At 70.9% G+C, this 21,492-nt stretch carries 17 protein-coding genes, 3 tRNA genes and 1 riboswitch; of the genes, 10 read left to right on the forward strand and 10 right to left on the reverse strand.

The annotated features are described in order from the left end of the window. The first annotated feature begins 129 nt into the window (after window positions 1-129). Both TR46_RS26865 and TR46_RS26870 read left to right on the forward strand, forming a co-directional pair. A complete protein-coding gene (locus TR46_RS26865) occupies window positions 130-1,902 on the forward strand; it encodes an RNA polymerase sigma factor (protein WP_042405947.1) in 1,773 nt (590 codons plus the stop codon). A gap of 93 nt (window positions 1,903-1,995) precedes the next feature. Then, window positions 1,996-4,029: an LPXTG cell wall anchor domain-containing protein gene (locus tag TR46_RS26870; RefSeq protein WP_052433119.1), complete on the forward strand. Its 2,034-nt coding sequence runs from the start codon at window positions 1,996-1,998 to the stop codon at window positions 4,027-4,029. On the opposite strand, the gene TR46_RS39925 is transcribed toward TR46_RS26870, so the two are convergent. Next, window positions 4,020-5,228, reverse strand: a complete 1,209-nt coding sequence (locus TR46_RS39925) for a glycoside hydrolase family 16 protein (RefSeq protein WP_084718955.1) — start codon at window positions 5,226-5,228, stop codon at window positions 4,020-4,022. The two genes, TR46_RS26870 and TR46_RS39925, sit on opposite strands and share 10 nt — an antisense overlap. A gap of 3 nt (window positions 5,229-5,231) precedes the next feature. After that, window positions 5,232-5,401: riboswitch (cyclic di-AMP (ydaO/yuaA leader) on the reverse strand. Window positions 5,402-5,646: 245 nt separating this feature from the next. On the opposite strand from TR46_RS39925, the gene TR46_RS26880 reads away from it, so the two are divergent. The 5 genes from TR46_RS26880 (at window position 5,647) to TR46_RS26900 (ending at window position 12,191) form a co-directional block, all read left to right on the forward strand. Further along, on the forward strand, window positions 5,647-6,771 hold the full coding sequence (locus TR46_RS26880; protein WP_042405949.1) for an NADH:flavin oxidoreductase: 1,125 nt from the start codon (window positions 5,647-5,649) through the stop codon (window positions 6,769-6,771). A 254-nt stretch (window positions 6,772-7,025) separates the two neighbouring features. Next, complete coding sequence (locus TR46_RS26885; RefSeq protein WP_042405951.1) at window positions 7,026-8,639, forward strand: cellulose binding domain-containing protein; 1,614 nt, start codon at window positions 7,026-7,028, stop codon at window positions 8,637-8,639. Window positions 8,640-8,834: 195 nt separating this feature from the next. Further along, on the forward strand, window positions 8,835-10,244 hold the full coding sequence (locus tag TR46_RS26890) for a collagen-binding domain-containing protein (RefSeq protein ID WP_052433120.1): 1,410 nt from the start codon (window positions 8,835-8,837) through the stop codon (window positions 10,242-10,244). Between the two features lie 132 nt (window positions 10,245-10,376). Beyond that, the gene (locus TR46_RS26895) at window positions 10,377-11,438 is read left to right on the forward strand and encodes a sphingomyelin phosphodiesterase (RefSeq protein ID WP_236655527.1); all 1,062 of its coding nucleotides are present in this window, start codon (window positions 10,377-10,379) and stop codon (window positions 11,436-11,438) included. Window positions 11,439-11,540: 102 nt separating this feature from the next. Further along, window positions 11,541-12,191: a class I SAM-dependent DNA methyltransferase gene (locus TR46_RS26900; protein WP_042405953.1), complete on the forward strand. Its 651-nt coding sequence runs from the start codon at window positions 11,541-11,543 to the stop codon at window positions 12,189-12,191. On the opposite strand, the gene TR46_RS26905 is transcribed toward TR46_RS26900, so the two are convergent. From TR46_RS26905 to TR46_RS26915, 3 genes are all read right to left on the reverse strand, one after another. Continuing rightward, entirely contained in the window at window positions 12,188-12,802 is a 615-nt protein-coding gene (locus TR46_RS26905; protein WP_042405955.1) for a hypothetical protein, read from the reverse strand. The genes TR46_RS26900 and TR46_RS26905 overlap by 4 nt on opposite strands. A gap of 146 nt (window positions 12,803-12,948) precedes the next feature. Beyond that, a complete protein-coding gene (locus TR46_RS26910) occupies window positions 12,949-13,902 on the reverse strand; it encodes a hypothetical protein (protein WP_152626690.1) in 954 nt (317 codons plus the stop codon). 267 nt (window positions 13,903-14,169) lie between these two features. Beyond that, entirely contained in the window at window positions 14,170-14,943 is a 774-nt protein-coding gene (locus tag TR46_RS26915) for a helix-turn-helix domain-containing protein (RefSeq protein ID WP_042405959.1), read from the reverse strand. Window positions 14,944-15,100: 157 nt separating this feature from the next. On the opposite strand from TR46_RS26915, the gene TR46_RS44575 reads away from it, so the two are divergent. Then, the gene (locus TR46_RS44575; protein ID WP_236655528.1) at window positions 15,101-15,553 is read left to right on the forward strand and encodes a hypothetical protein; all 453 of its coding nucleotides are present in this window, start codon (window positions 15,101-15,103) and stop codon (window positions 15,551-15,553) included. Window positions 15,554-15,619: 66 nt separating this feature from the next. Here the strand turns inward: TR46_RS44575 and TR46_RS26925 are convergent, their stop codons facing one another. Continuing rightward, window positions 15,620-16,168, reverse strand: a complete 549-nt coding sequence (locus TR46_RS26925; RefSeq protein ID WP_042405961.1) for a TetR/AcrR family transcriptional regulator — start codon at window positions 16,166-16,168, stop codon at window positions 15,620-15,622. A gap of 77 nt (window positions 16,169-16,245) precedes the next feature. Here TR46_RS26925 and TR46_RS26930 point away from each other — a divergent pair, with 77 nt between their 5' ends. Next, window positions 16,246-16,953, forward strand: a complete 708-nt coding sequence (locus TR46_RS26930) for an alpha/beta hydrolase (RefSeq protein ID WP_042405963.1) — start codon at window positions 16,246-16,248, stop codon at window positions 16,951-16,953. On the opposite strand, the gene TR46_RS41400 is transcribed toward TR46_RS26930, so the two are convergent. From TR46_RS41400 to TR46_RS26945, 4 genes are all read right to left on the reverse strand, one after another. Further along, window positions 16,951-17,023: transfer RNA gene (locus tag TR46_RS41400), tRNA-Leu, on the reverse strand. The two genes, TR46_RS26930 and TR46_RS41400, sit on opposite strands and share 3 nt — an antisense overlap. 2 nt (window positions 17,024-17,025) lie before the next feature. Further along, a tRNA-His gene (locus TR46_RS26935) sits at window positions 17,026-17,096 on the reverse strand. A gap of 81 nt (window positions 17,097-17,177) precedes the next feature. Next, window positions 17,178-17,255, reverse strand: a tRNA-Met gene (locus TR46_RS26940). A 198-nt stretch (window positions 17,256-17,453) separates the two neighbouring features. Further along, on the reverse strand, window positions 17,454-18,257 hold the full coding sequence (locus TR46_RS26945) for a hypothetical protein (RefSeq protein ID WP_042405965.1): 804 nt from the start codon (window positions 18,255-18,257) through the stop codon (window positions 17,454-17,456). 376 nt (window positions 18,258-18,633) lie between these two features. Between TR46_RS26945 and TR46_RS26950 the strand changes: the two genes are divergently transcribed. After that, window positions 18,634-20,793, forward strand: a complete 2,160-nt coding sequence (locus TR46_RS26950; protein WP_042405967.1) for a SpoIIE family protein phosphatase — start codon at window positions 18,634-18,636, stop codon at window positions 20,791-20,793. A 99-nt stretch (window positions 20,794-20,892) separates the two neighbouring features. On the opposite strand, the gene TR46_RS26955 is transcribed toward TR46_RS26950, so the two are convergent. Further along, complete coding sequence (locus TR46_RS26955) at window positions 20,893-21,441, reverse strand: helix-turn-helix domain-containing protein (protein ID WP_042405969.1); 549 nt, start codon at window positions 21,439-21,441, stop codon at window positions 20,893-20,895. Window positions 21,442-21,492 lie beyond the last annotated feature (51 nt).

Genomic DNA, 21,492 nt, shown 5'->3' on the forward strand with positions numbered 1-21,492 from the left:
GGCTGAACGGCCGAGCATCGATGGAAAAAGTGTGCGCGAAACCAGCACGCCTGTTCTTGTTATCCTCGCCAGCCACAACCCATCTGCTCCTACCGGGGGCCGACGGGTGGCGAGAGGATACCAACGGCAGTGCAGCACACACCGGACACCGGGCTCGTGGCCGCCGCGTCCGCCGGGGACCAGCGGGCCCTGGACGACCTGGTCGCGGAGTGCCTGCCGCTGGTCTACAACGTCGTCGGACGGGCGCTCAGCGGCCATGCCGACGTGGACGACGTGGTGCAGGACACCATGCTGAGCGTGGTCGACAACCTGGACGGGCTGCGCGACGCGGAGCGCTTCCGGTCCTGGCTCGTCTCGATCGCCATGCAGAAGATCCGCGAACGGTGGCGCCGGCAGCAGACCCGGCCCGCTCCCGGCTTCCTCGACGAAGTGCTGGGCGTACCCGATCCGGAAGCGGACTTCGTCGACCTCACCATCGTCCGGCTGGAGCTGTCGGACCAGCGACTGGAGATCGCGGAGGCCACCCGCTGGATCGAGCCGGCCGAACGTGACGTGCTGTCACTGTGGTGGCTGGAGGCCGCCGGCGAGCTCAGCCGGGCCGAGCTCGCCGAGGCGCTCCGGCTCACCCCGCAGCACACGGCGGTACGGGTGCAGCGGGTCAAGGAGCGGCTGGAGGCGGCCCGGGTCGTGGTCCGGGCGCTGCGCTCCACCCCGCCCTGCCCGGAGCTGGCCGCGCTGACCGGGGCCTGGGACGGGATCCCGGCAGCGCTGTGGCGCAAGCGGCTGGTACGGCACACGGCCGACTGCCAGGTCTGCTCCCGGCACCGGCAGAACCTGCTGCCCCCGGAGGGGCTGCTGGCCGGCCTCGCCCTGGTGCCGCTACCGCCGGCCTTCTCGCTGAGCCCGGCCGTCCACGGAACCCTCGGCCATGCCGTCACCTCGCACGGGGTCACCGCCCACGCCGCCGCCCACGCCGCCGCGGGCCTGGGCGGAAAGGCCGCGCATCTGGCGCGGTACCTCATGGCGAAGCCCGTCGCCGCCGCGACGGCGGGCGCCGTGGCGCTGGGCGGCGGTGCCGCGGCCGGGTACGCCGTCCTCGACCGGCCCCCGCACCGGGCGCCGCACCAGGTCACCGCCGCCCGACTGCCCAGCGCTGTCCCGGCGCCCAGCGCCGCGGCCACGTCCGTTGCGTCACCCAGCGCGTCCCCCACCGCCGCACCCGCTCCCGCCGCCCCGGTCTACGGCCGGACCGTGGACCGCCCGGACAGCGCCCCCGCCACCACCGCCAGGCCCGGACCGCTCCCGGTACGCCCGCAGACCGCGCCGCTCTCCCTCTCGGGGACATTCGGCGCCGCGCACCCCGGCCCGACCGGCGAGATGTACGTACTGGACCACCGGGGCGACAACCTCACCGTCACCGGTCGCGGCTACCTCCTGGTGCGCTGGCAGCTGCCCACCCTCGGTCAGATCCTCCCGCCCACCTGGACCGGTCTCACCGGCAAGCTCTTCCATGTCGCCTCCGGCGGCGGTCGGCGGATGGACGACCGCGAACAGGGAACGACCGTCGCCGGCACCTGGATGGGCGACCGCGACCACGGCTACGACACCCTCGTCGCGGGGGGCCAGCAGATGTGGCAGAACGAGTACTACTACCTGGACGGCACCGTCACCCTGCACCTCGACCAGGCAGGCCTCCGCTACTCCCTGATCGTCGCCCCCAGCACCTGGCAGGCCGTCAACGACGACATCGACCACGCCCCCGACCCCGCGGCCGGCCTGGTCCGCTACGGCCTGGTCCGGGACACCGGCGACGACGCCGCGCCGGTGCCGCAGTACCTGACCAGGTCGAGCCCCGCCGACCCCTTCTCGGTTCCCCAGCTGCCCCATCTGTCACAGAATTAACAAAGGCCCGCAGAAACCTGTTATCCCGCGGGCCCCGGCCCCATCTCCCATGGTGAGCGTGGATTCGCGCCGACCGCCGGGAGAAGGAACCGCATGAGCAAGCAGACCGGGACGCACCGGATTCGCCGCGGACGGGTGGTGGTCGCGGGATCGGTGGCACTGGCCGCCGTGGGTGCGCCGCTTCTCGCCTCGCAGCTGCAGGCGTCCGCGGCCACCACCGACATCACGGCCGCGATCAGGGCCGGGCGGAACGTCACCCTCACCGGTGACGCGGTGGTGAACCTACCGACCGGGACGACCACCTACGGCGGCGTGATCAGCGGCACCGGCACCCTCACGGTCAACGCCCCCGGCGGCTCCGGAACCCTGGTACTCACCAAGGACAGCGACTTCACTCTGCCGCCGTCACGCCGGCACCAGACGGTGACCACCGCGGGGGCCCACCCGATGACCACGGTCGCCGACCCCGACGATCCCGCGGTGACCGTCAGCCGCGGCGCCACCCTGCAGTACGGCAGTACCGGCTCCACCGGCATCATCGGCCACTACCCCTACGGCACCCCCGGATACGCGCTCAACGAGGACAACATCCGGGTCGACGGCACGCTGGTGCTGAAGACGGTGAACCGCAACTACAACCTCGGCACCATCAGCGGCTCCGGACTGGTCGTCCAACCGCGGTTCACCTGGGGCACGCTGGACCTGGCCGGCACCCACCCCTTCAGCGGCGTCCTCTACAACGGCACCGGAACGGCCTTCGCCAAACCGTGGTACCCGCTGTCCCTGCCGAACGCCAAGGCCATCGTGAACGAGGGCTCGGCCATCGTCGGCACCCCGTACGACTACACCCTGAGGCTCCGTCAGAACTTCTACGAGGACCAGTACGGCAACGACATCAACTTCCACACCGCCGCCGGCGGATCCGTCGTCGTCAGCGGGGTGTACAGCTACGCCGACCAGGGAGTGCCGGGCAACCCCTCGTTGAGCGACCCCGCACTCAACCTCAGTACGTCCGTGGCCAACCGCAACACCCGCGGCGTCAACATCGAGGGCGCGCACGTCCAGTGGGGCGACGGCAGCACCAGCCGGTTCTTCCTCCCGGCCACGCCCGCCAACTCGTACATCAACATCCACGACAACGGCACGCTGGACTTCGACTACAACGGGCCGGTCACCCTGGACACCCCGATATCCGGCGGCATCTACCACAATTCGCTCAGCACCCCGGCATACGGCGACATCGGCCTGGTGGCCCACCCGGGCAACGCGGTGACCTTCGCGACACCGATGAACTACCACGGCACCACCACCATCGGCACCGGAGCCACCCTGACCCTCGGCACCGGAGCCGCCGGCGGAGACTCCGCCCTGCTCACCGGGACGGCCGCGGACACCGTCGACGACCGGGGCACCCTTGTGGTCCGCAACACCGCCGAGGCCGTGTCGCTGTCCCGGATCAGCGGCCCCGGCTCCCTGGTCCAGGCCGGCTCCGCCGCCACCGCCCTGACCGGGCACACCTCCTATACGGGCGCCACCGTCGTCTCCGCCGGGACCCTGAAGGTCACCGGCGGCAGCCTCGCCACCAGCAGCGGCATCGACCTCACCCGGCCGGGAGCCGTGCTGGACCTGCGGAATGCCGGCGACCAGACCATCCGCAGCCTGTCCGGCGTCCAGGGCAGCACCGTCCTGCTCGGCGCCAACACCCTGACCGTGGACACGACGTCGTCCACGGTCTTCAGCGGCCGCATCGTCGGCGGGACCCTCGACAAGACCGGCAGCGGCTCACTGACCCTCACCGACAAGGCCGTCCCGGCCGGTCACGGCTGGACGACCGGCCCGGCCACCCGGGCCACCGCCGCCGCGCACCCGGCCGCAGGCACAAGCAAGCCCGGCGGCCCGGCCACGGCAGCCGGGGGCGCGGCAGCGACCAACCCGTCCGCTGCTCCCACCACCGCAGCGGCGTCCGGGGATCTGGCACAGACCGGAAGCTCCCTGCCCGCCCTCGGTACGGCCGGTGCGACCGCCGCCCTCCTCGCGACCGGTGCCGCCCTGCTCCTCCGCAACCGGCGCAGGTCGGCGGCCAGGGCCGGCGGCGGCCACCGTCGGGTGACGGGCCGTCAGCGATAGACTCGGACATAGTCGGCCGAGAAGCTGATCGGGCTGGTGGAGGTCGGTGCCGAGTGGTACTCGCCGGCGCTGATCGACAGGTTGAGGATCAGGTAGGCGGACCAGTTGGCGCCGACCCCGGAGCCGTCCGAGTAGACCTTGGCGCCGTTGACGTACCAGTCCACCGAGTTGGCGCCGTAGTAGGTGCCGATGGTGACCCAGCTGCCGGGGGCCACCGAGGAGGCGTTGGTGTAGTAGTCCTGGCCCGACTTGACGTGGTTGGTCAGCTCCAGCAGGTTGGCGTTGTCGGGGTGGTACTCGAAGGAGTCGATCTCCCCATTGCCGTCCTTCCAGGTCCACAGGGCCGGCCAGGCGCCGGTGCCGGTCGGCAGCTTGACCCGGGCCTCGACGTAGTCGCCGGTCTTCACCTGGAAGCCCTCGCTGGACCCCTCGGTGGTGAGCATGCCGGTGGTCCAGGCCTGCCTGCCGTTCTCCAGGGTGTGCGAGGACGGCTGGGCGGTGAACGTGGCCACGCCGCCGGCGACGCTCACATCGTTCTGGTCCAGCCAGTCGAGCTTGTTGTCGTTCGGGTTGTGGGTGCCGTAGGCGTAGGAGCTGCTGGTGCCGCCGACCCAGCGGGAGCCCCAGGAGATCGGGCTGTTGAACTCGTCCGACCAGGTCAGGGACTTCCCGGCGGCCGCTGCGGCGGTGCTCGTCGCGCCGGTCGTCGTCCCGGTCGTCGTGGTCGAGCCGCTGCCGGACGTGCCGGTCGGGGTGCTGGTGGCCGTGGAGCCGGATCCCGCCGCGGCGCCGACCTTCAGCGCCTTGGAGGCCAGGTTGTGCCAGGCTCCGGCGGTGTCCCGCCAGAAGCCGAACTCGGTGTAGGTCCCGGCGGGCAGCTTACGGCTGCCGGTGGTGATCGAGACCCCGCCCGGGCAGATCCGGACATGGGACGCCGAGCCGGGGAAGTCCAGGTTGTCGCCGGCCGAGTCGCGGACGCCGACACCGAGCGTCGCGGCGGTGAAGCAGCGGCTGGAGTGGACGGTGAGTCCGGCCCTCGCGGCGGTGCCCGCGGTCATCGAGGTCGGGGTGAGCCGGTCCTGGGTGACCCTGGTCGCGGCCTGGGCGGGGGTGGCGAGCGAGACGGCGGCCAGCGCGGCGGCGCCGGCCATCCCGACCGCCGCACCGAGGCGTGCGGAGGCTGTGGCAGGTATACGCATGAAAGTGTTCCTCTGCGACGCCTGCGAGGTGAGCTGTCGGGTTCGGGCACGAGGATGCCCGGTCGCGGTCGTGAGTGGAGCGACTTCACCCCTAGCCGGACGGCACCTGATGACGGCGCGTGCACCGGCGACTACCTGGGTCCCCCGCTCCTGCCCGTGGACTGTTTCGAGGTCCTGCCACCGGGTGGACAGGATTCGGCGTCCCGGCGGAGAGGTCCGCGTGCTGCGGAGCCTGCAGGCTAAGCAGGCCTTTCGCCCGGAGGCAATGGAATGTGCCCGGGTTCACATAGGCCTTATACCGGACATCCCCTACCCAGCCGCTTCCCGGTGCGCGGAATGCCGGCGGCCACAGCCCGGTTGTCGTCCCTGCCCCTGCAGTTTTTCGTACGACCGCTTTGACCGATCCAGGAGTCCGCACGTGACCAGCAGTTCCTCCGCCGCCCGGGCGGCCAAGATCCTCTCGCGACCCGCCGTCCTGGGCGGGCTCACCGTCCCGAACCGGATCGTGATGGCCCCGATGACCCGGATGTTCTCCCCCGGGGGCGTCCCCGGTGCGGACGTGGCCGCCTACTACGCCCGCCGCGCCGCCGCCGGTGTAGGGCTGATCGTGACCGAGGGCACATACGTGGACCACGAGTCCGCCGGGCAGAGCGACAGCGTCCCGCGCTTCCACGGCGAGGAGCAGCTGGCCGGCTGGGCGAAGGTCGCCGAGGCCGTGCACGCGGTCGGCGGCAGGATCGTCCCGCAGCTCTGGCACATCGGCATGGTCCGCAGCGCGGGCCAGCCCCCGTTCGCGGACGCTCCCGCGGTCGGCCCCTCCGGCATCCGGCTGGACGGCACCGAGGGCGTTGGCAGGGCGATGACCCAGCAGGACCTGGACGACGTCATCGCCGCGTTCGCCCGGGGCGCCGCCGACGCCGAGCGGATCGGCTTCGACGGCGTCGAGCTGCACGGCGCCCACGGATACCTGATCGACCAGTTCCTCTGGTCCGGCACCAACCGCCGCGCCGACGGCTACGGCGGCGACCCGGCGGCACGTACCCGCTTCGGGGCCGAGATCGTGGCCGCGGTGCGCGCCGCGGTCTCGCCGGACTTCCCGGTGATCTTCCGCTTCTCGCAGTGGAAGTCCGACAACTACGACGCCCGGCTCGCCCACACCCCGGCCGAGCTGGACGCACTGCTCGCCCCGCTGGCCGAGGCCGGCGTGGACGCGTTCCACGCCTCCACCCGGCGCTACTGGCTGCCCGAGTTCGACGGCTCGGAGCTGAACCTGGCCGGCTGGACCAGGAAGCTCACTGGCAAGCCGGTGATCACGGTCGGTTCGATCGGCCTGGACGGCGACTTCATCCGCGGCTTCCAGGGCGAGGGCGCCCCGGTCCGCGGCATCGACGACCTGCTGGACCGGCTGGAGCGGGACGAGTTCGACCTGGTCGCGGTCGGCCGCGCGCTGCTGCAGGACCCGGAGTGGGCCGCCAAGGTCCTGGCGGGCCGTTTCGACGAGCTGGCCCCTTACCACCCGGCGGCCATGCGCAGCCTGGTCTGAGCCGACAGCCACCGAGGCCCTGCCGTCCACCCCCGCCGTTCCGAGCGGACGGGGTGGACGGCAGGGCCTCGTCATGGCCAACCCTCCGACGTGGAAAGGGTTCTACCGGCGGACGACCGGCTCCGGCGGCATCCGTCCGACCCCTTGACTGCGGCCATTGGTCTGGACCATCGTGTGGGAGCCGCGGCTGAACACCCCCACACACCTCAGCAGCACGTGCTCGGTGCTGCCCCCACGCTGAGGAGTCCACGCCGATGAGGCGTTCCCTGCTGTCCTTCACCGCGGCCGCCGCCCTGGCCGCCGCACCCCTGCTGGTCCCCACCAGCGCCCAGGCCGCCTCCGGACTCACCGGGCTGATCGCGAACTTCGCGGTCACCCAGAGCTGGCAGGGCGGCTTCGAGGGCGCCTACACCATCACCAACGACACCAACGCGACGATCAACACCTGGTCCCTCGTCTTCGACCTTCCCGCCGGCGAGGCCGTCACCAGCGCGTGGAACGGCACCCTCACCCGCTCCGGCTCCACCTACACCGTGGCTTCGCCCAGTTGGGCCTCACCACTGGCCCCCGGCGCGACCGCCGACGTGGTCGGCATGGACTTCTCCACCGGCGCCACCCAGACCCCGCCCGCCGACTGCACCATCAACAACCAGCCCTGCCAAGGCGTCCCGGCCGACACGGTCGCGCCGTCAACACCGACCGGACTGACCGTCAGCGGAACCGGCCCGGGCTCCGTCGCGCTGTCCTGGAAGGCCTCCACCGACAATGTCGCGGTGGCCGGCTACCACGTGTACGAGGGCACCGCGCTGGACGCCACGGTCACCGGCACCACCGCGGACCTCACCGGGCTGCTGGCCGGCAGCAGCCACACCGTCAGCGTCGCGGCTTTCGACGCGGCGGGCAACGAGTCGGCCCACTCGGCCGCGGTGACCGGGGTGGCCGGCACCGGATCCGCCCCCGGCGCCTCCGCGCCCTACGTCGACCTCGGCGCGTGGCCCACACCCAGCCTGCCGCAGATCACGGCGGCGACCGGGCTCAAGCAGCTGTCGCTGGGCTTCATCATCAACGGCGGTACCGCCTGCACCGCCAGCTGGTTCGGCGCCTACGACCCGGCCTCCGGCTGGGACAAGGCCGACTTCGACGCGGTCCGGGCGGCCGGCGGCGACATCCGGCCCTCCTTCGGCGGCGAGAACGGCACCGAACTCGCCCAGTCCTGCACCACCGTCGCCGCCTTGGCCGCGCAGTACCAGAAGGTCGTCGACGCCTACGCGCTGGACCGGATCGACTTCGACATCGAGGGCAGCGCGGTCGCCGACCACGCCTCGATCGACCGCAGATCCGCCGCGATCGCCCAGGTGCAGGCGGCCCAGCGGGCCAAGGGCCGGGACCTGAAGGTGACCCTGACGTTGCCGGTGCTGCCCAGCGGGCTGACAGCGGACGGCCTCTACGTGCTGCAGTCCGCCAAGAACGCCGGCGTGGTGGTGAACGCCGTCAATGTCATGGCGATGGACTTCGGCGACTCCACCGCACCCGCCCCCGCAGGCAGGATGGGCGCCTACGCGATCCAGTCCGCGCAGTCCACCCAGGCGCAGATCAAGCAGGTCTGGACCGGACTGACCGACGCCCAGGCCTGGGCGATGGTCGGGGTCACCCCGATGCTGGGCCAGAACGACGCCTCCGACGAGGTGTTCGGCCTGGCCGACGCCCAGCAGCTGATCACCTTCGCCCAGCAGAACCACCTGGGCGAGCTGGCCTTCTGGGAGGTCACCAGGGACGCCAACGCCTGCACCGGCGGGCTCTCCCAGTGCACCGACATCGTCCAGACGCCCTATCAGTTCTCCAAGATGTTCGCCGGCTTCACCGGCTGACGCAGCGCCAGGTGAGCAGGGACTGCGGGCGGCTTCCCCCGGTCCCTGCTCCGAAGGGGTCCGGCCGGACGAGTGCGGTCGGACGAGTGCGGCCGGATGGGTGCGGCCGGATGGGTGCGGCCGGATGGGGTGCAACCACACGGAACCGGCGCGGCACTGGTCCTGGCGCCGCCACCGCTGACTAGCGTCCATCGGGTGATCATCTCCCTCCGCTTCCCCGTGAGCCTGTGCGTGACCGCTCTCGCCGGCGGCCTGCTCCTCGGCCCGTCCGCCGCTGCTCTGACGCCCCCTCAGTTCACCGCCGCCGTGACCACGCGTGCCACCGGCTACAGCGGGAATCCGGTCGCAGGCAGCAAGGGCTTCGGAGTGGTGGTCCAGAAGAACGCGGTGCTGGGCAGCACCGAGTCCGAGGGCCCGATCGCGATCGGCGGCAGTCTGCGCTTCGGCCCCGGCTACAACGTCGCCGTCCACGACGCCGGGAGCTACACCGCCCCGGGCGACAGCAGGCCGACCGCGCTCCTGGTCGACGGCTCGGTCGACTTCGCGGGCAGTTCCCCGAGCGGCGTCCTCAAAGTGCTCTCCGGCGGTTACCTCAAGCTGGGTTCCCTGGCCGGGACCGACGTCCTGAACACCGACAGCAACGGGGCCTCGGTCAACACCCAGGCGGTGGTCTCCGGCGCCGCGTACAACAGCGTGCCGCGCATCGAGCTCAACAGCCAGCAGCCCCTCGCGTCGGTCGGCCCGCACCCCGGCCTGATCGACTTCGACTCGCTGTTCGCCGCCTACCGTGAGCGCTCCACCGCGATGGCCGGCTGCGAAACCAACGTCACCCTGCTGGACGGCAACGAAGTGCCGCTGCCGGACCAGAAGGTGATCCCGGCCGGCTCCAACATCAAGATCCATCTCTCCCGCGCGCACACCAACGTCCTGCACCTGACCGGGGCGATGCTCAACCACATCTCCGAGTTCAACTTCCTGGACCAGCCCAGCAGCAGCGGACCGCTGCTGATCGTGGTGGACACCACCGGCACCGGCGGCACCTTCACCTGGCACACGCCCAATATGGCCGGCCTGCAGAAGAGCGCGATCGGCTCCCTGCTGTGGGACTTCCCCGACGCCACCGACATCACCGTGGCCTCCGGCGACAGCGTCGAGGGGACGATCTATGCGCCACGGGCCAAGCTGACCGACCTCGCCCCCTCCAACATCGAGGGCGACATCATCGTCCGGGAGCTGCTGCACGGACCGCTGGAGGCCTCCGGATCCGCCGTCAACGCGGGCGAACTGCACTACTTCCCCTTCACCGCCACGATCGACTGCGCCGGCAACGACACCGACGGCTCCACCACACCGGGCCCGGTCCCCTCGCGCACCCCCGTCTCCCCCACCAGCGGCCAGAGCACCCCGGGCGTCCCCGACAACGACCAGGACGACCACGGCGACCAGGACCTCACCGGCGGCACCGGTCAGCACCGCCCTGACCTGGCCGCGACCGGCACCGGCAGCACCCAGCTGACCACTGCCCTCGCGGCCGTCGCCCTGTCCGGCCTCGGCGCCACCGCCCTGGTCCTGGTCCGCCGCAGCCGCAGGGGTCGGCACGAGTGACCGCCGGCCGTTCATCCGGGTGAACCAGAACGCTCATTGAGTGTGCATCAAGTGGTTACTGACGGGTATTCCCTTTCGATCCACGAGGCTCTAGCGTCCATGTCGTCCTGAACTTGTCCAGACAAGATGACGATGACGTTTGGAGTCCCGATGATGTCCAGCATCTCCGCGCGCAGGCTCGGCCACGCCCTGACCGCCACCCTCACCGTGGCCGGCCTGGCCGCCGCGCCCGCGCACGCGGCCACCACGGCGACCGCTCCGGCCTCGCTGTCGGTGTTCGCCTGGAACGTGGACCTGGGCACCGCCGTGGTCGACACGGTCGAGAAGGAGAACGCCGCCGGACGCACCCCCACCGTCGAAGCGGTGATCCGCAAGCACTCCGCCGACGTGGTCATCCTCGACGAGGCCTTCAACAACACCTCCGACGGCCAGATCCCGGCCGCCCTCGCCGACCTCTACCCGTACGCGACGCCGGTGGTCGGCAAGACCTGCTCGGGCGGCGGCTGGACCGGCATCAGCGGCGACTGCTCCAACTCGCCGTTCGTCATCAACGGCGGAACGCTGATCCTGTCCAAGTACCCGATCCTGGCCCAGTACGCGCACATCTTCTCCAACTCGACCTCCGGCACCTGGGACTACAACGCCGACAAGGGCGCGGACCTGGTCGAGCTCAATGTGAACGGCGCCCACACCTGGGTGGTCGGCACCCACCTGCAGGCCGACCAGTCGGGCACCTCGACCGCCACCACCCAGCAGACCCGACTGGCCCAGCTCGGCGAGATCCGGACCTGGACCGACCAGATCGCCGGCACCTCCGCACCCGTGCTGATCGGCGGCGACCTTAACGTCGAGTACTACGGCGGCGCCTCCCGCGGCGACTACGCCAACGCCCAGACCGCCGTCGGCGGCGTCCTCGGCTCCCCGGCGCTGGACCCCTCCCAGAGCCTGCGCACCATGGACTGCCCGGTCTCCTCCTGGTGCCAGTACATGTCCGGCGTCGAGTCCTTCTCCAGCACCTACCAGGACGACCTGGACTACCTCGGCTACCTCCAGGACGGCGCCCGCCCGGTCCCGACCGCACTGCCCACCGTCCAGGTCGACTTCGACCCGCAGTCCGGCTGGACCACCGGCCAGCTGGACACCAACGCCCCCAGCGACCACTACCCCGTCCAGGCCACCTACCAGCTCCCCTGAGCCGACCGGCGGTGGGAGCGAGCAGCGCCGAGAGCTCCCCGCACCCACCGCCGCCCAGGCCCGCAACGAACCGCCCCGGTCACCGCACTACCGTGTCCGACCATGAACCCCGAAGCCTGGCTCGCCGAGACCCGCGCCTCCTACGACACCGTCGCCACCAGCTACGCGGACCAGGTGCGCCACCTCCTCGACCAGACACCCTACGAACGCGCGGTCCTGGCAGTCTTCGCCGAACTGGCCCGGACGACGGGCACGGGACCGGTCGCGGACGTGGGCTGCGGACCCGGGAGGATCACGGCGCACCTGAGCGGACTGGGCCTGGACGCCTTCGGCATCGACCTCTCACCCGCGATGGTGGAGGTCGCCCGGCGTGAACACCCCGGCCTGCGATTCGAGGTCGGCTCCATGACGGAGCTCGACCTCCCCGACGCCTCGCTGGCCGGCCTGGCCGCCTGGTACTCGCTGATCCATGTCCCCGACGCCGGGATCACCCCGGTCCTCGCCCACTTCCGACGCGTCCTTCGCCCCGGCGGCCCCCTCCTGATCAGCTTCCACGTCGGCGACGAGTCGCAGCTGAAGACCCAGGGCTACGGCGGCCACCCGATGCACGTCCACGTCCACCGCCGCCGACCCGACCAACTCGCCACCTGGCTCAAGGAGGCCGGTTTCACCGTCGAGGCCCAGCTGACGCTCACCTCGGCCGAGAGCAGGCGCGGAGGAATCCTCTTCGCACGCCGCCGGCCCGACGCCTAGCGAGGTCCAGCACCGCTGGACAGTGCAGGCCGCAGCTCCGCGCGGAGCCTGTTCGTCGTCTCGACGGGCAGGCCAAGGTTCGCATGGCGGAGCTCTGCCGAGTAGGTCGCGATGAGGGCGAGGTCCCGCAGCTGGCGGCGAAGCTCCGCGACGAGCGCCTCGTCGAGGTCGGGAACGTCTCCCCCCTCTTCGGCGAGTCGCTGCAAGGCCTGGTCCACGGCGTCGACCGCTCGGCTGCTCACCACGCCGGCAAGGTCCCGGCAGCCGAACAGGTACGCCATCGCGGCATACAGGGTCGCCGCCGCGGCGTCCTCGTCCGCGTCGTTGGGCCCGTTCTGGCCGTCGTTGTGGCAGTACTCGCTCAGCAGGTATTCGCCAATACCGCGCTTCACCTCGTCGAATGCGGTCGAGTCACCGAGGACGCCCTCCCATACGGCATTCAGCAAGGGACGCAGACCGAGCGTGAACGGCGCCCGCTCGTCCTCGGGCAAGGCCTCGTGCCCGCTCATCAGCCGCTCCGCGACACAGGCGGCGAAAACACAGCGTTCGTCCCACGAAGCGACTTCCAGGCGCTCCGCCACCGTCGTCGCCAGGTCCTGCCAGCTGCCCACCGAAGCCCACCCCAGGGTCGCGAGACCGACGCGCTCGCGCCGGTGACGGCGATCATCGCACCCACCGCCGCAAGGCCGCCCCCGTCGGGGACCGCCGGCCTGCGGCCCCCCGGGTGGGGGGCCGCAGTACGCCGGGCCGCTGGGTGTCAGCTGAGCCGGATCACCTTGTGCATGCCGAGGAAGGCGTGCGGGATGCCCGACTTGTCGTCCGGGATGAAGCACAGCAGGGCGTAGTGACCGCCCCGCGGGTCGAAGTGCAGCAGTTCGATGCGGCCCGGCGACATGGCGGCGGCGCCGCGCTGGGCATTCTCGGCGAAGGGGTTGGGCGCGGTCTTGCCCTGAGCGGTGAGGTCGAAGTACTTCTGCAGGGTGGCGTCGGTGACACCGTTGTTCACTCGCGAGAACAGTGCCTCGTGGATCTCGTCCGCCCGGTTGCGGATCAGGATGGTGGAGTCGGTGTCGATGTGCCGGGGCGCGATGAAACGCGGGCCGTTCTTGGTCTCCACCTGGGTGATCGTCGCGCCGAAGGCGGGGGTGTCGGTGTCGAAGGTGCCGTGGACCAGCAGCTTGTGGGCCGTCACCTTGCCACCGGGCACGAAGAGCTGGTTGAAGTCGAAGAAGTAGTACGTGCCGGCCGTCAGCGGAATGCTCACCGACACGAAGGTGGACGGCTCCACCGCCGCACCGCCGACGACCGTGGCGTCCCGGGCGGCAGCACGGATCCCGGCCGCGGAGGTCGACGGAGTCTGGCTCGTCGCCTGGCGGAGATCGGCGAGCAGGCGGCTGAAGCTGACGCCCTTGTGCAGTTGCACGCCCTGCAGCGTGTGTCCCTGCGCGTCATTGGTGGTGGTCCGGAAATCGATGAACCCGGCATGGACCCGCGAGGGCAGCGAGAAGCCGCTGCTGCTCATGTGCACCTTCACCAGCCGCGGGCCCAGGTCCGCCGTCCACCCCGCAGGCGGCCCGTCGGCGAAGGCGGCAGAAGCCGGCCCGGCGGCGAGCGCGCCCGCGGCGAGCCCGACGGCGAGAGCCCGGGGCAGGCGACGCCCGTTACGGAGAGCGCGCAGACGTCTGCCTCTGAGCAGGGTGGAGAGTGGCATGAAGGGTGTTCCTTTCGAGTAGCTGACCTGACGAGACGTCATCTGCCTTGCATGACGCCTGCGGAGGCGTACCACCGGAGCTACCCTCGCAAATCCTCCGAGCGGGTGAATCAACCCCACGAGCAGTGAACTGATATGACTAATCCCACCTTCCCGATCGGCCTCGGCAGTCCCGGTGGCTCCGGCCGCGCGGGCCAGGCGCATCCCGTGCCGCGGCGGGGGAAGTCGGCAGGTCAGCGCGGGGGCAGGTCTCGCGCACGCCGTTGGTCAAGCTTCCGGCGGCCGACGGTTGTACTTCTCGATGGTGGCCTTCGAGGTGGAGGAGTCCTGGAACACCAGGGACCAGGGGCCCGTGTTGACGTCGAACTCCTTCCCGAAGCCGATCCACTTACCTGTCATGCGTCGGCCGGTCGGTTCAGCCAGGAGCTGAAGGGCACCGTGGTAGCGCGCCCCGGCGTAGTACCCGTCCGTTGCCGTCTGCTCGACCCAGGTGCCGGTCACCACGTTGCGGTCGATCGTGAGGTCCAGTGACAGGGGTGAATCCGGGTTCAGTGACGCGTCCGGAAGCGAGCGGCCGGTGAGGTGGTTGCCGTGCTGCACCAGGACCACATAGTGGCTGCCGCGGAAGGTGTCCCCGCGCCCCGAAGAGAAGTACTCGTACGTGCTCAACCACACCCCGGAGTAGGTGAGTGCACCGGCCGGCACGGAGTGTGCCACCGGCGCGCCAGTGTCACCGCCGCCCTCCAGGTCGTGCCCACCGTGGCCGTCCTCGCGGACCCGGGCCATCACCAGAGGCATCCGGAATCCCAGCGCTTCCACGGACAACCCGGTGAGCGCCATCAGGGCACGGGCGTAGACGGGACGCGGGTAGGCGACCACGCCGGCTTCCCAGCGCTGGACGAGGCGCTTGCTGGCGTCATTCGGCTCCCCCGACTCCCTGCCCACGCGCCGCAGTTCGCGGGCCAGGTCGTCCTGACTCAGTCGTAGTCCTACGCGGACTGCCCGGAGGGTGTCGTTGGGTGTTGCCGTGACAGTTGCCATGCGATCACGGTAGCTCCTCGCACCTGCCCAATGACACCGGTTTGACGCCCCGTCCGACGCCTCACCGACACCAGCACGGACGTCGCGGTTCGACGCCATGGCGCAAGACGCTTGGACCATGGCCGGAAGGCGCCGCATGGCTTGAGGGAGTGTGGAGATGAACGGGTGGACAGGGACGGCGGTGCCGCAGGAGCACGCGGAGAGGGACATGGCCGTCCACCCCACGGGGATACCACATGCGATGTTCGAGCGGAGCCTGGGAGTATGGCGGGCGCTGGCCGACGACGGCACGCTCATCACGGGCACGAACGGCACCCCGCTGGGTTTCCGATGCCTCGACGCGGCCCAGGCCGCTGCCCGTGACCACAACCGAGTACGCACATCTGCGACCCCCGAACTTCCCTCTGTCGGCTCCTACGTCGTAGATATCCGATCCGGCCGCATCGCCGTCCTCCGCGACCTGATCGAGGGCACGCTGTACCTCCGCCCCGGTAACGGCGGCCGCGAATGGGAGGCCATGCCCTCGCACGTTCGGCTGGCAACGCCCCGTGAGTCACTGATGCACAAGGTTCAGGACCTCAACGCGGAGAGCCGCCGTCGGACGGACTGAAGCTTCCTTCCTGGCCTCGTCAGTGGATCGGAGTCGGAACATCGGGTGGCGTCATCAGAGCCAGGATCAGCCGAGGCAGATCGTGTTCAGAAAGTCCTCGAAGGCCTGGTTCGTGCGGTCGGCGTCGCCGGTTGCGTCGAGGTCCATGAGCAGGCCCCGGATTACGGCGAGTACGACAGTGGCCAGCTCGGGACGGCCGAGGGTGCGCATACCCTCCTCCAGCGGGGCGAGCCAGTCGGTGGTCGCGATGCGTCGGAAGCCTGGCCACAGCGGTTCGCCGGCGGTGTCGTGCAGTCGGCCGAACATGCGCAGGTAGGGCTGTCCGTGCGGGCCGGTCATGGTGGACCAGGCGTGACTCAGGGTTGCCGGATAGGGCTCTTCGGGCCGGACTCGCAGGAGGTCGGTGAAGCCCTCGACCTGGCGTTGTCGGGCTCGTTCGAGCACGTCGCGGAGGAGGCCGTCGCGGGTGCCGAAGTGGTAGATCAGCATGCGTTTGGAAGCACCCGTGGCGGTGGCGAGCGGGCCGAGCCGGTCGGGGAGCCCGTGCTCAAGAGCGTAGTCGGTGCACACGTCGAGAAGCCGCTGCCTGATCTGTGGCTCCGGCCGCCTACCCATGCTCGCCACCGTTTCACGTAACAACCGGTACGTCTACCGTTCTCGGTAGCCGACCGGAACAAGACCAGGAGCTCGCGATGAGGGTCGTTTTCGTGCATGGAGCATGCGTCAAGGACGGATCGTGGTGGTGGCACCGCACCGCCGGACTGCTGGCCGAGCGGGGCGTCGCCAGCGAGGCTCCCGCCCTGCCGAGTTGCGGCGAGACGGGTGGGCCGACGGGCGCGCACGGCCCGGGATTGACAGAGGACGTGGCCGCTGTCCGTGAGGTACTGATGGCGAGCGACGAGCCGACCGTCGTGGTCGCCCACAGCTATGGCGGTATCGTCACCGCGGAGGCGGTAGCCGGCGTCGCGGCGGTCCGCCATCTGCTGCTCGTGTCCAGCTACCTGCCCGAGGTCGGCCAGAGCCTCTCCTCGTTCGGAGCCCCTGAGCCCGCCCCCTTCCTCCATCTCGATCCCGAAGGCGGCACGTTCACCGTCCGGCCGGACGCCCTGGCCGGTACGTTCCTCCAGGACTGCGGTCCCGAGATCCAGCGGCAGGCCATGGACAGGACGGCCTGGCAGAGCCTGGCGGTCCTCCAGCAGCCGGTGAAGTCCGCGGCCTGGCAGCACCTCCCCACGACGTACCTCGTCTGCGCACAGGACCGGGGCACGCCCGCCGCGCTGCAACGCGAGTTCGCCGACCGGGCGGACCGCGTTGTGGAACTGGACGCCGGCCACCATCCGTTCCTGTCCCGACCGGCCGCCGTCAGCGACCTGGTAATGAGGGGGCTTGGTACTGCGTAGCGTCGGTGCGATTCGAACGCACACTGGACCGGTCCTGAACCGGCTCCCTCTGCCGTTGGGGTACGACGCCGGGGTGATCGACGGGAATCGAACCCGTGCAACCGCGACCACAGCGCGGTGCTCTACCATTGAGCTACGACCACAGTGCGCCGCCAGGGAATCGAACCCCGCTAGCCCGAAGGCGCAGGCTTTACAGGCCCGCATGTGTCCCAGCACTCAACGCTTGGTGGCACCGGTGGGATTCGAACCCACGACATCCAGGTTATGAGCCTGGCGAGCTGACCGACCTGCTCTACGGTGCTGATGAAAAGCCTACGGACCAGCGCCGTTGCGGGCCACGGATTTTCTGCCGATCCACCCTGACCGGCTGCAGCACCATTGCCGCCGATCGGATGAACTGCTCCCGCACGCCTGAGGCCTAGGGACTCTGCCCCCCGTGCGCGGGGTGATAGTGGTTGCTGGCCGGCGTGGAAAACGCCATGCCGCGCGAACGGCGAGGCTCAGCAGGCCCAGGGCAGTCGCACTGCTTCGAGTTCACCGTCGGCCAGAAGGGCCTCGATCAGGAAGCCGGGCCCGGCGACCTTGGTGGCCCACAGGTCGTAATCGGTGCACACGACCCAGGAACGGTCCTCGGCCCACAGGTTGGACGGGCTGAAGTCGATCTCCGGATGGTCGTACAACTCCTCGGCGTCGCCGAGGACTCCTGCTTGTACGTGCAGGTTGTCGAAGTCGTGTGCTCCGAGCATCAGCGGACTGTAGTAGGCCAGGCAGCGGGTGTCCGCTCCCGCAGGGCTGTGCGCACACAGCAGCCGTACCAGCCGGTTCCAGGACTCGCGGTCCAGACTGCCCTCGGTCGGCGGAGCGATCGAGACGGGCCAGCTGCCGTTGATCCGGACGGAGGGGAAGGAACGAAAGCAGGGCAGGCGGCCCTCAGGGGCCACCGGATCGCCGCTGCGCTCCACCAGCTCGGCCCAGCGCAGCCGCCGCCACCCCTGGCCGGGGTGATCCGCGCGACCCAGTCTGCCCCCGGTGACCGTCGTCTCGGCAGTCAGATCGATGTCACCGACGATCTCCATGGCCGCGGTCCCGTCCGCGACCATGGCTCGATGAACGTCGTCGTACGAGAGGCCGGCAGGGGCGCGGTCGTGTTCGTACATGGCGTTCAGCACCCAGGCCGCATCCGGCAGCGGGGGCGGCATGAAGCCTGTGAGGCCGTCATCCTCGGCGATTTCCCGCAGCCAGTCGGTGGCACTGGACGGCGCGAGCGACCACCTGTCCGAGAACGACATCGACGGCTGATGCATCCCGCCAGGATCGCAGGCTCGGGCGCACAACTCACGCAGCGCAGGCGAGATCGAACATGACAGGGCCACACGATCGAGTGGCTCGCAGGGTCAGAGACCAGGGGCCCTACGCACAGAAGGTGATCACTGAGTCGTCAGGGAACAATTTCAACGGCGTCTCCGAGGCCGGCTATGCCCCCGACGAGGAGCGGAACGCGAACCAGCCGGTCGAGGCCGGCCCGGCCCCGGCCGCGGCCCCGCCCCCGGCCCCGGCCCCGGCCCCCCCGGGCGACCGAGTTGCGGCAGCCCGGTGCGCTGTGATGCTGAGGGGAGCAGGCGGAGCAGGGCGACGCGGTGCCGGTACAGCCGGCAGTTCGGAGACGGAAGGGTGGCCGAGATGTCCGGGAGACCGCCGGCGCCGACCGACACGGCGCTGCTGGACGCCCTTTTCCACGAAGCCCTGTCGGGACTGTTCGTCCTGGACGACGAGCTGCGCGTGGTCCACTTCAACCACTCCGCCCGCGGCATCCGGGGCCTGCCCGACGACGACGTCCGCGGCCACCTGATCGCCGAGGTCGCCCCGGAGCTGATCACCGATGAGGTGACGGATCTCGCCCGTGCGGTGCTCGCCTCCGGCACGGCCGTCCGCGGTCGGCTGGTGCGCGGCTTCCCGCCGACCGACCCGACCCGCGAGATGGTCGCCTCGGTGTCGTTGTTCCGCCTGAGCGACACCGAGGGACAGGTGCTGGGACTGGCAGCCGTGGTCGAGGACGTCACCGAGCGCGAGCAGGCGCTGGAGCGGCTGGCCACGCTGCACGAGGGCCACCGTGCCATCGGCTCCACCCTGGACCCCGCCGCCACCGCGGACGAGCTGGCCGTCGTCGCCGTGCCGAGGTTCGCCGACACCGCGGTGGTGGACCTGCGCGACGACGCGCTCCGCGGCGAGGAGCTGCGGCCGGGACCGGTGGACGCCGCCCTGCCGTTGCGCCGGGTGGCGTACCGGTCCGTCGACGCGGCGCGGGCCGGCAGCGTCGAGCTCGGGGACCTGACCACGGTTCCGTTCCCGACGCCGTTCACCCAGAGCCTGGAGGACCTGCGCCCCCGGCTGCTCACCGGGCTGGACGGCCGGGCCGGTGCCGATCAGTGGCCCTACCTCCGCTCCCCCGGCGCCGGCCAGGTCGACGACGCGACGGTGGACTCGCTGATCGTGGCTCCGCTGGCCGCGCACGGCGTCCTGCTCGGGCTGGTCGGCTTCTACCGCGGCCCGCACCGGGAGCCGTTCACCGGCCTGGACCTGGAGCTGGCCGGGGAGCTGGCGGTCCGGGCGGCGATGAGCGTCGAGCGGGCCCACAGCTTCATCCGGCAGGCCTCCATCGCGACCGCGCTCCAGCGCCACCTGCTGCCCTCCCCGCCACCGCCGCTCGCCGCACTCAGCACCGCCCACCTCTACCTGCCCGCCGGCACCGGCGGCGCCTGGTACGACCTGGTCCCGCTGTCGGGGGCGCGGGTGGCGCTGGTGGTGGGCGAGGTCGGCGGCCACGGCATCGGCACCGCCGCGGCGATGGGGCAGCTGCGCACGGCCGTGCAGACCCTGGCCGCCCAGGACCTGGCTCCGGACGAGCTGCTGGGCCGACTCGACGAGACCATGCAGCGCTTGGCCCGGGACAGCGGCGGCGAGCCGGACACGGCGTCCTGCCTCTACCTGGTCTACGACCCGGTCACCGGCAGCTGCGACGGTGCCAGCGCCGGACACCGCACCCCGCTGGCACTGGGCCCGGACGGCGCCGAGCTCCCGCTCGACGTCCCGATCGGCGCGAGGCTGGGGTCCGGGGAGGCAGGCTACCCCTCGGCCCGTCTGCAACTGCCCCCCGGCACCCTCCTCGCCCTGGCCACGGACGGCCTGCGCACGGACGGCCTGCGCGCCGGCGCCGACAGAGGTGCGGGCGGAGACGGCCAGAACGGAAACGGGCGGAACGGAGAGGGGCAGAACGGAGAGGGGCAGAACGGAGACGGGCGGAACGGAAACAGTCACCGCCTCGCCCAGGTGCTGGCCCAGCCCGAGCACGACCTGCAGGCCCTGTGCGACGCCGCCGCCTACGCCCTGGCCACCGACCGCCCCGAGCAGGACGCCATCCTGCTGCTGGCCCGCACCAGCGTGCTGGACGCCGACCAGGTCGCCCACTGGACCCTCCCGGAGGACAAGTCCATCGTCTCCACCGCAAGGGATCTGACCCGTCATCAACTCACCGCCTGGGGCCTGCACGATCTCGTCGACACGACCGAACTGATCGTCAGCGAGCTGGTCACCAACGCCATCCGCTACGGACAGGGGGCGGTGACCCTGCGCCTGATCCGGGCCGGGACCCTCTCCTGCGAGGTCTCCGACGCCAGCAGCACCGCCCCGCACATGCGGCTGGCGGCCGACGGGGACGAGGGCGGCCGCGGCCTCTTCCTGGTCATGCACTGCAGCAGCCGCTGGGGCACCCGGTACAACCCCCGCGGCAAGACCATCTGGTCCGAGCAGCCCCTGCCCCCGGGCGACCCCGAACCAGCCTGAGGGCGGCCGCCGGACCCCGGAAGCACCAGATCCCGGAGCCGACAGAACCGGAGCCGACGGACGGCCCCCCCAGGGGCCGACGACCCTCGGCCCCCGGAGCTACGGCTCCTCCTCCGCCGCCGGGCCCTCCAGGGGGAACTGGACCGGGCTCAGCAGGTACTGCGACCGCCCCGGGCCGGGTCGGTTGCCCATCCTGGGCACGATGGCCGCGCGCAGCTCGCCGATCAGCTCGTCCAGTTCTGCCGGGCTGAGCCAGAGCGCATGCTGCCGGTACCCGACCTGGTCGGCCACCGGATCGGCCTGCCCCCGGTCCAGGTAGGCGTTGAACTCGGCGATCAGGGCGGTCATCGCGGTGGCGAAGGCCTGCCGGTGGTCCTCCGGGGTGAGCGAGCGGACCGCGTCGGCGCCGATCACGGCCCGGTCCTGCCGCAGCCGGTAGTGGCGCTCCAGTGCGCCGCGCACCTTCCGCTCCTCGGCCACTTCCAGGATCCCGCCTGCCACCAGCAGGTCGATATGCCGGTAGACGGTGGCCTTGGAGGCCTCGGGGATCCGGGCCCGGAGCTGAGTGGTGGTCAGCAGCCGTCCACCCCCCATCGCATGAACGATCCGCAGCCGGATGGGGTGGGCCAGAAGTTCCAGGGAATCCATCCACAGATGGTCTCACATCTGATACCGTTCTCATTCATGAGACAGGATGAT

The organism is Streptacidiphilus carbonis, from assembly GCF_000787775.1.
GTDB lineage: Bacteria > Actinomycetota > Actinomycetes > Streptomycetales > Streptomycetaceae > Streptacidiphilus > Streptacidiphilus carbonis.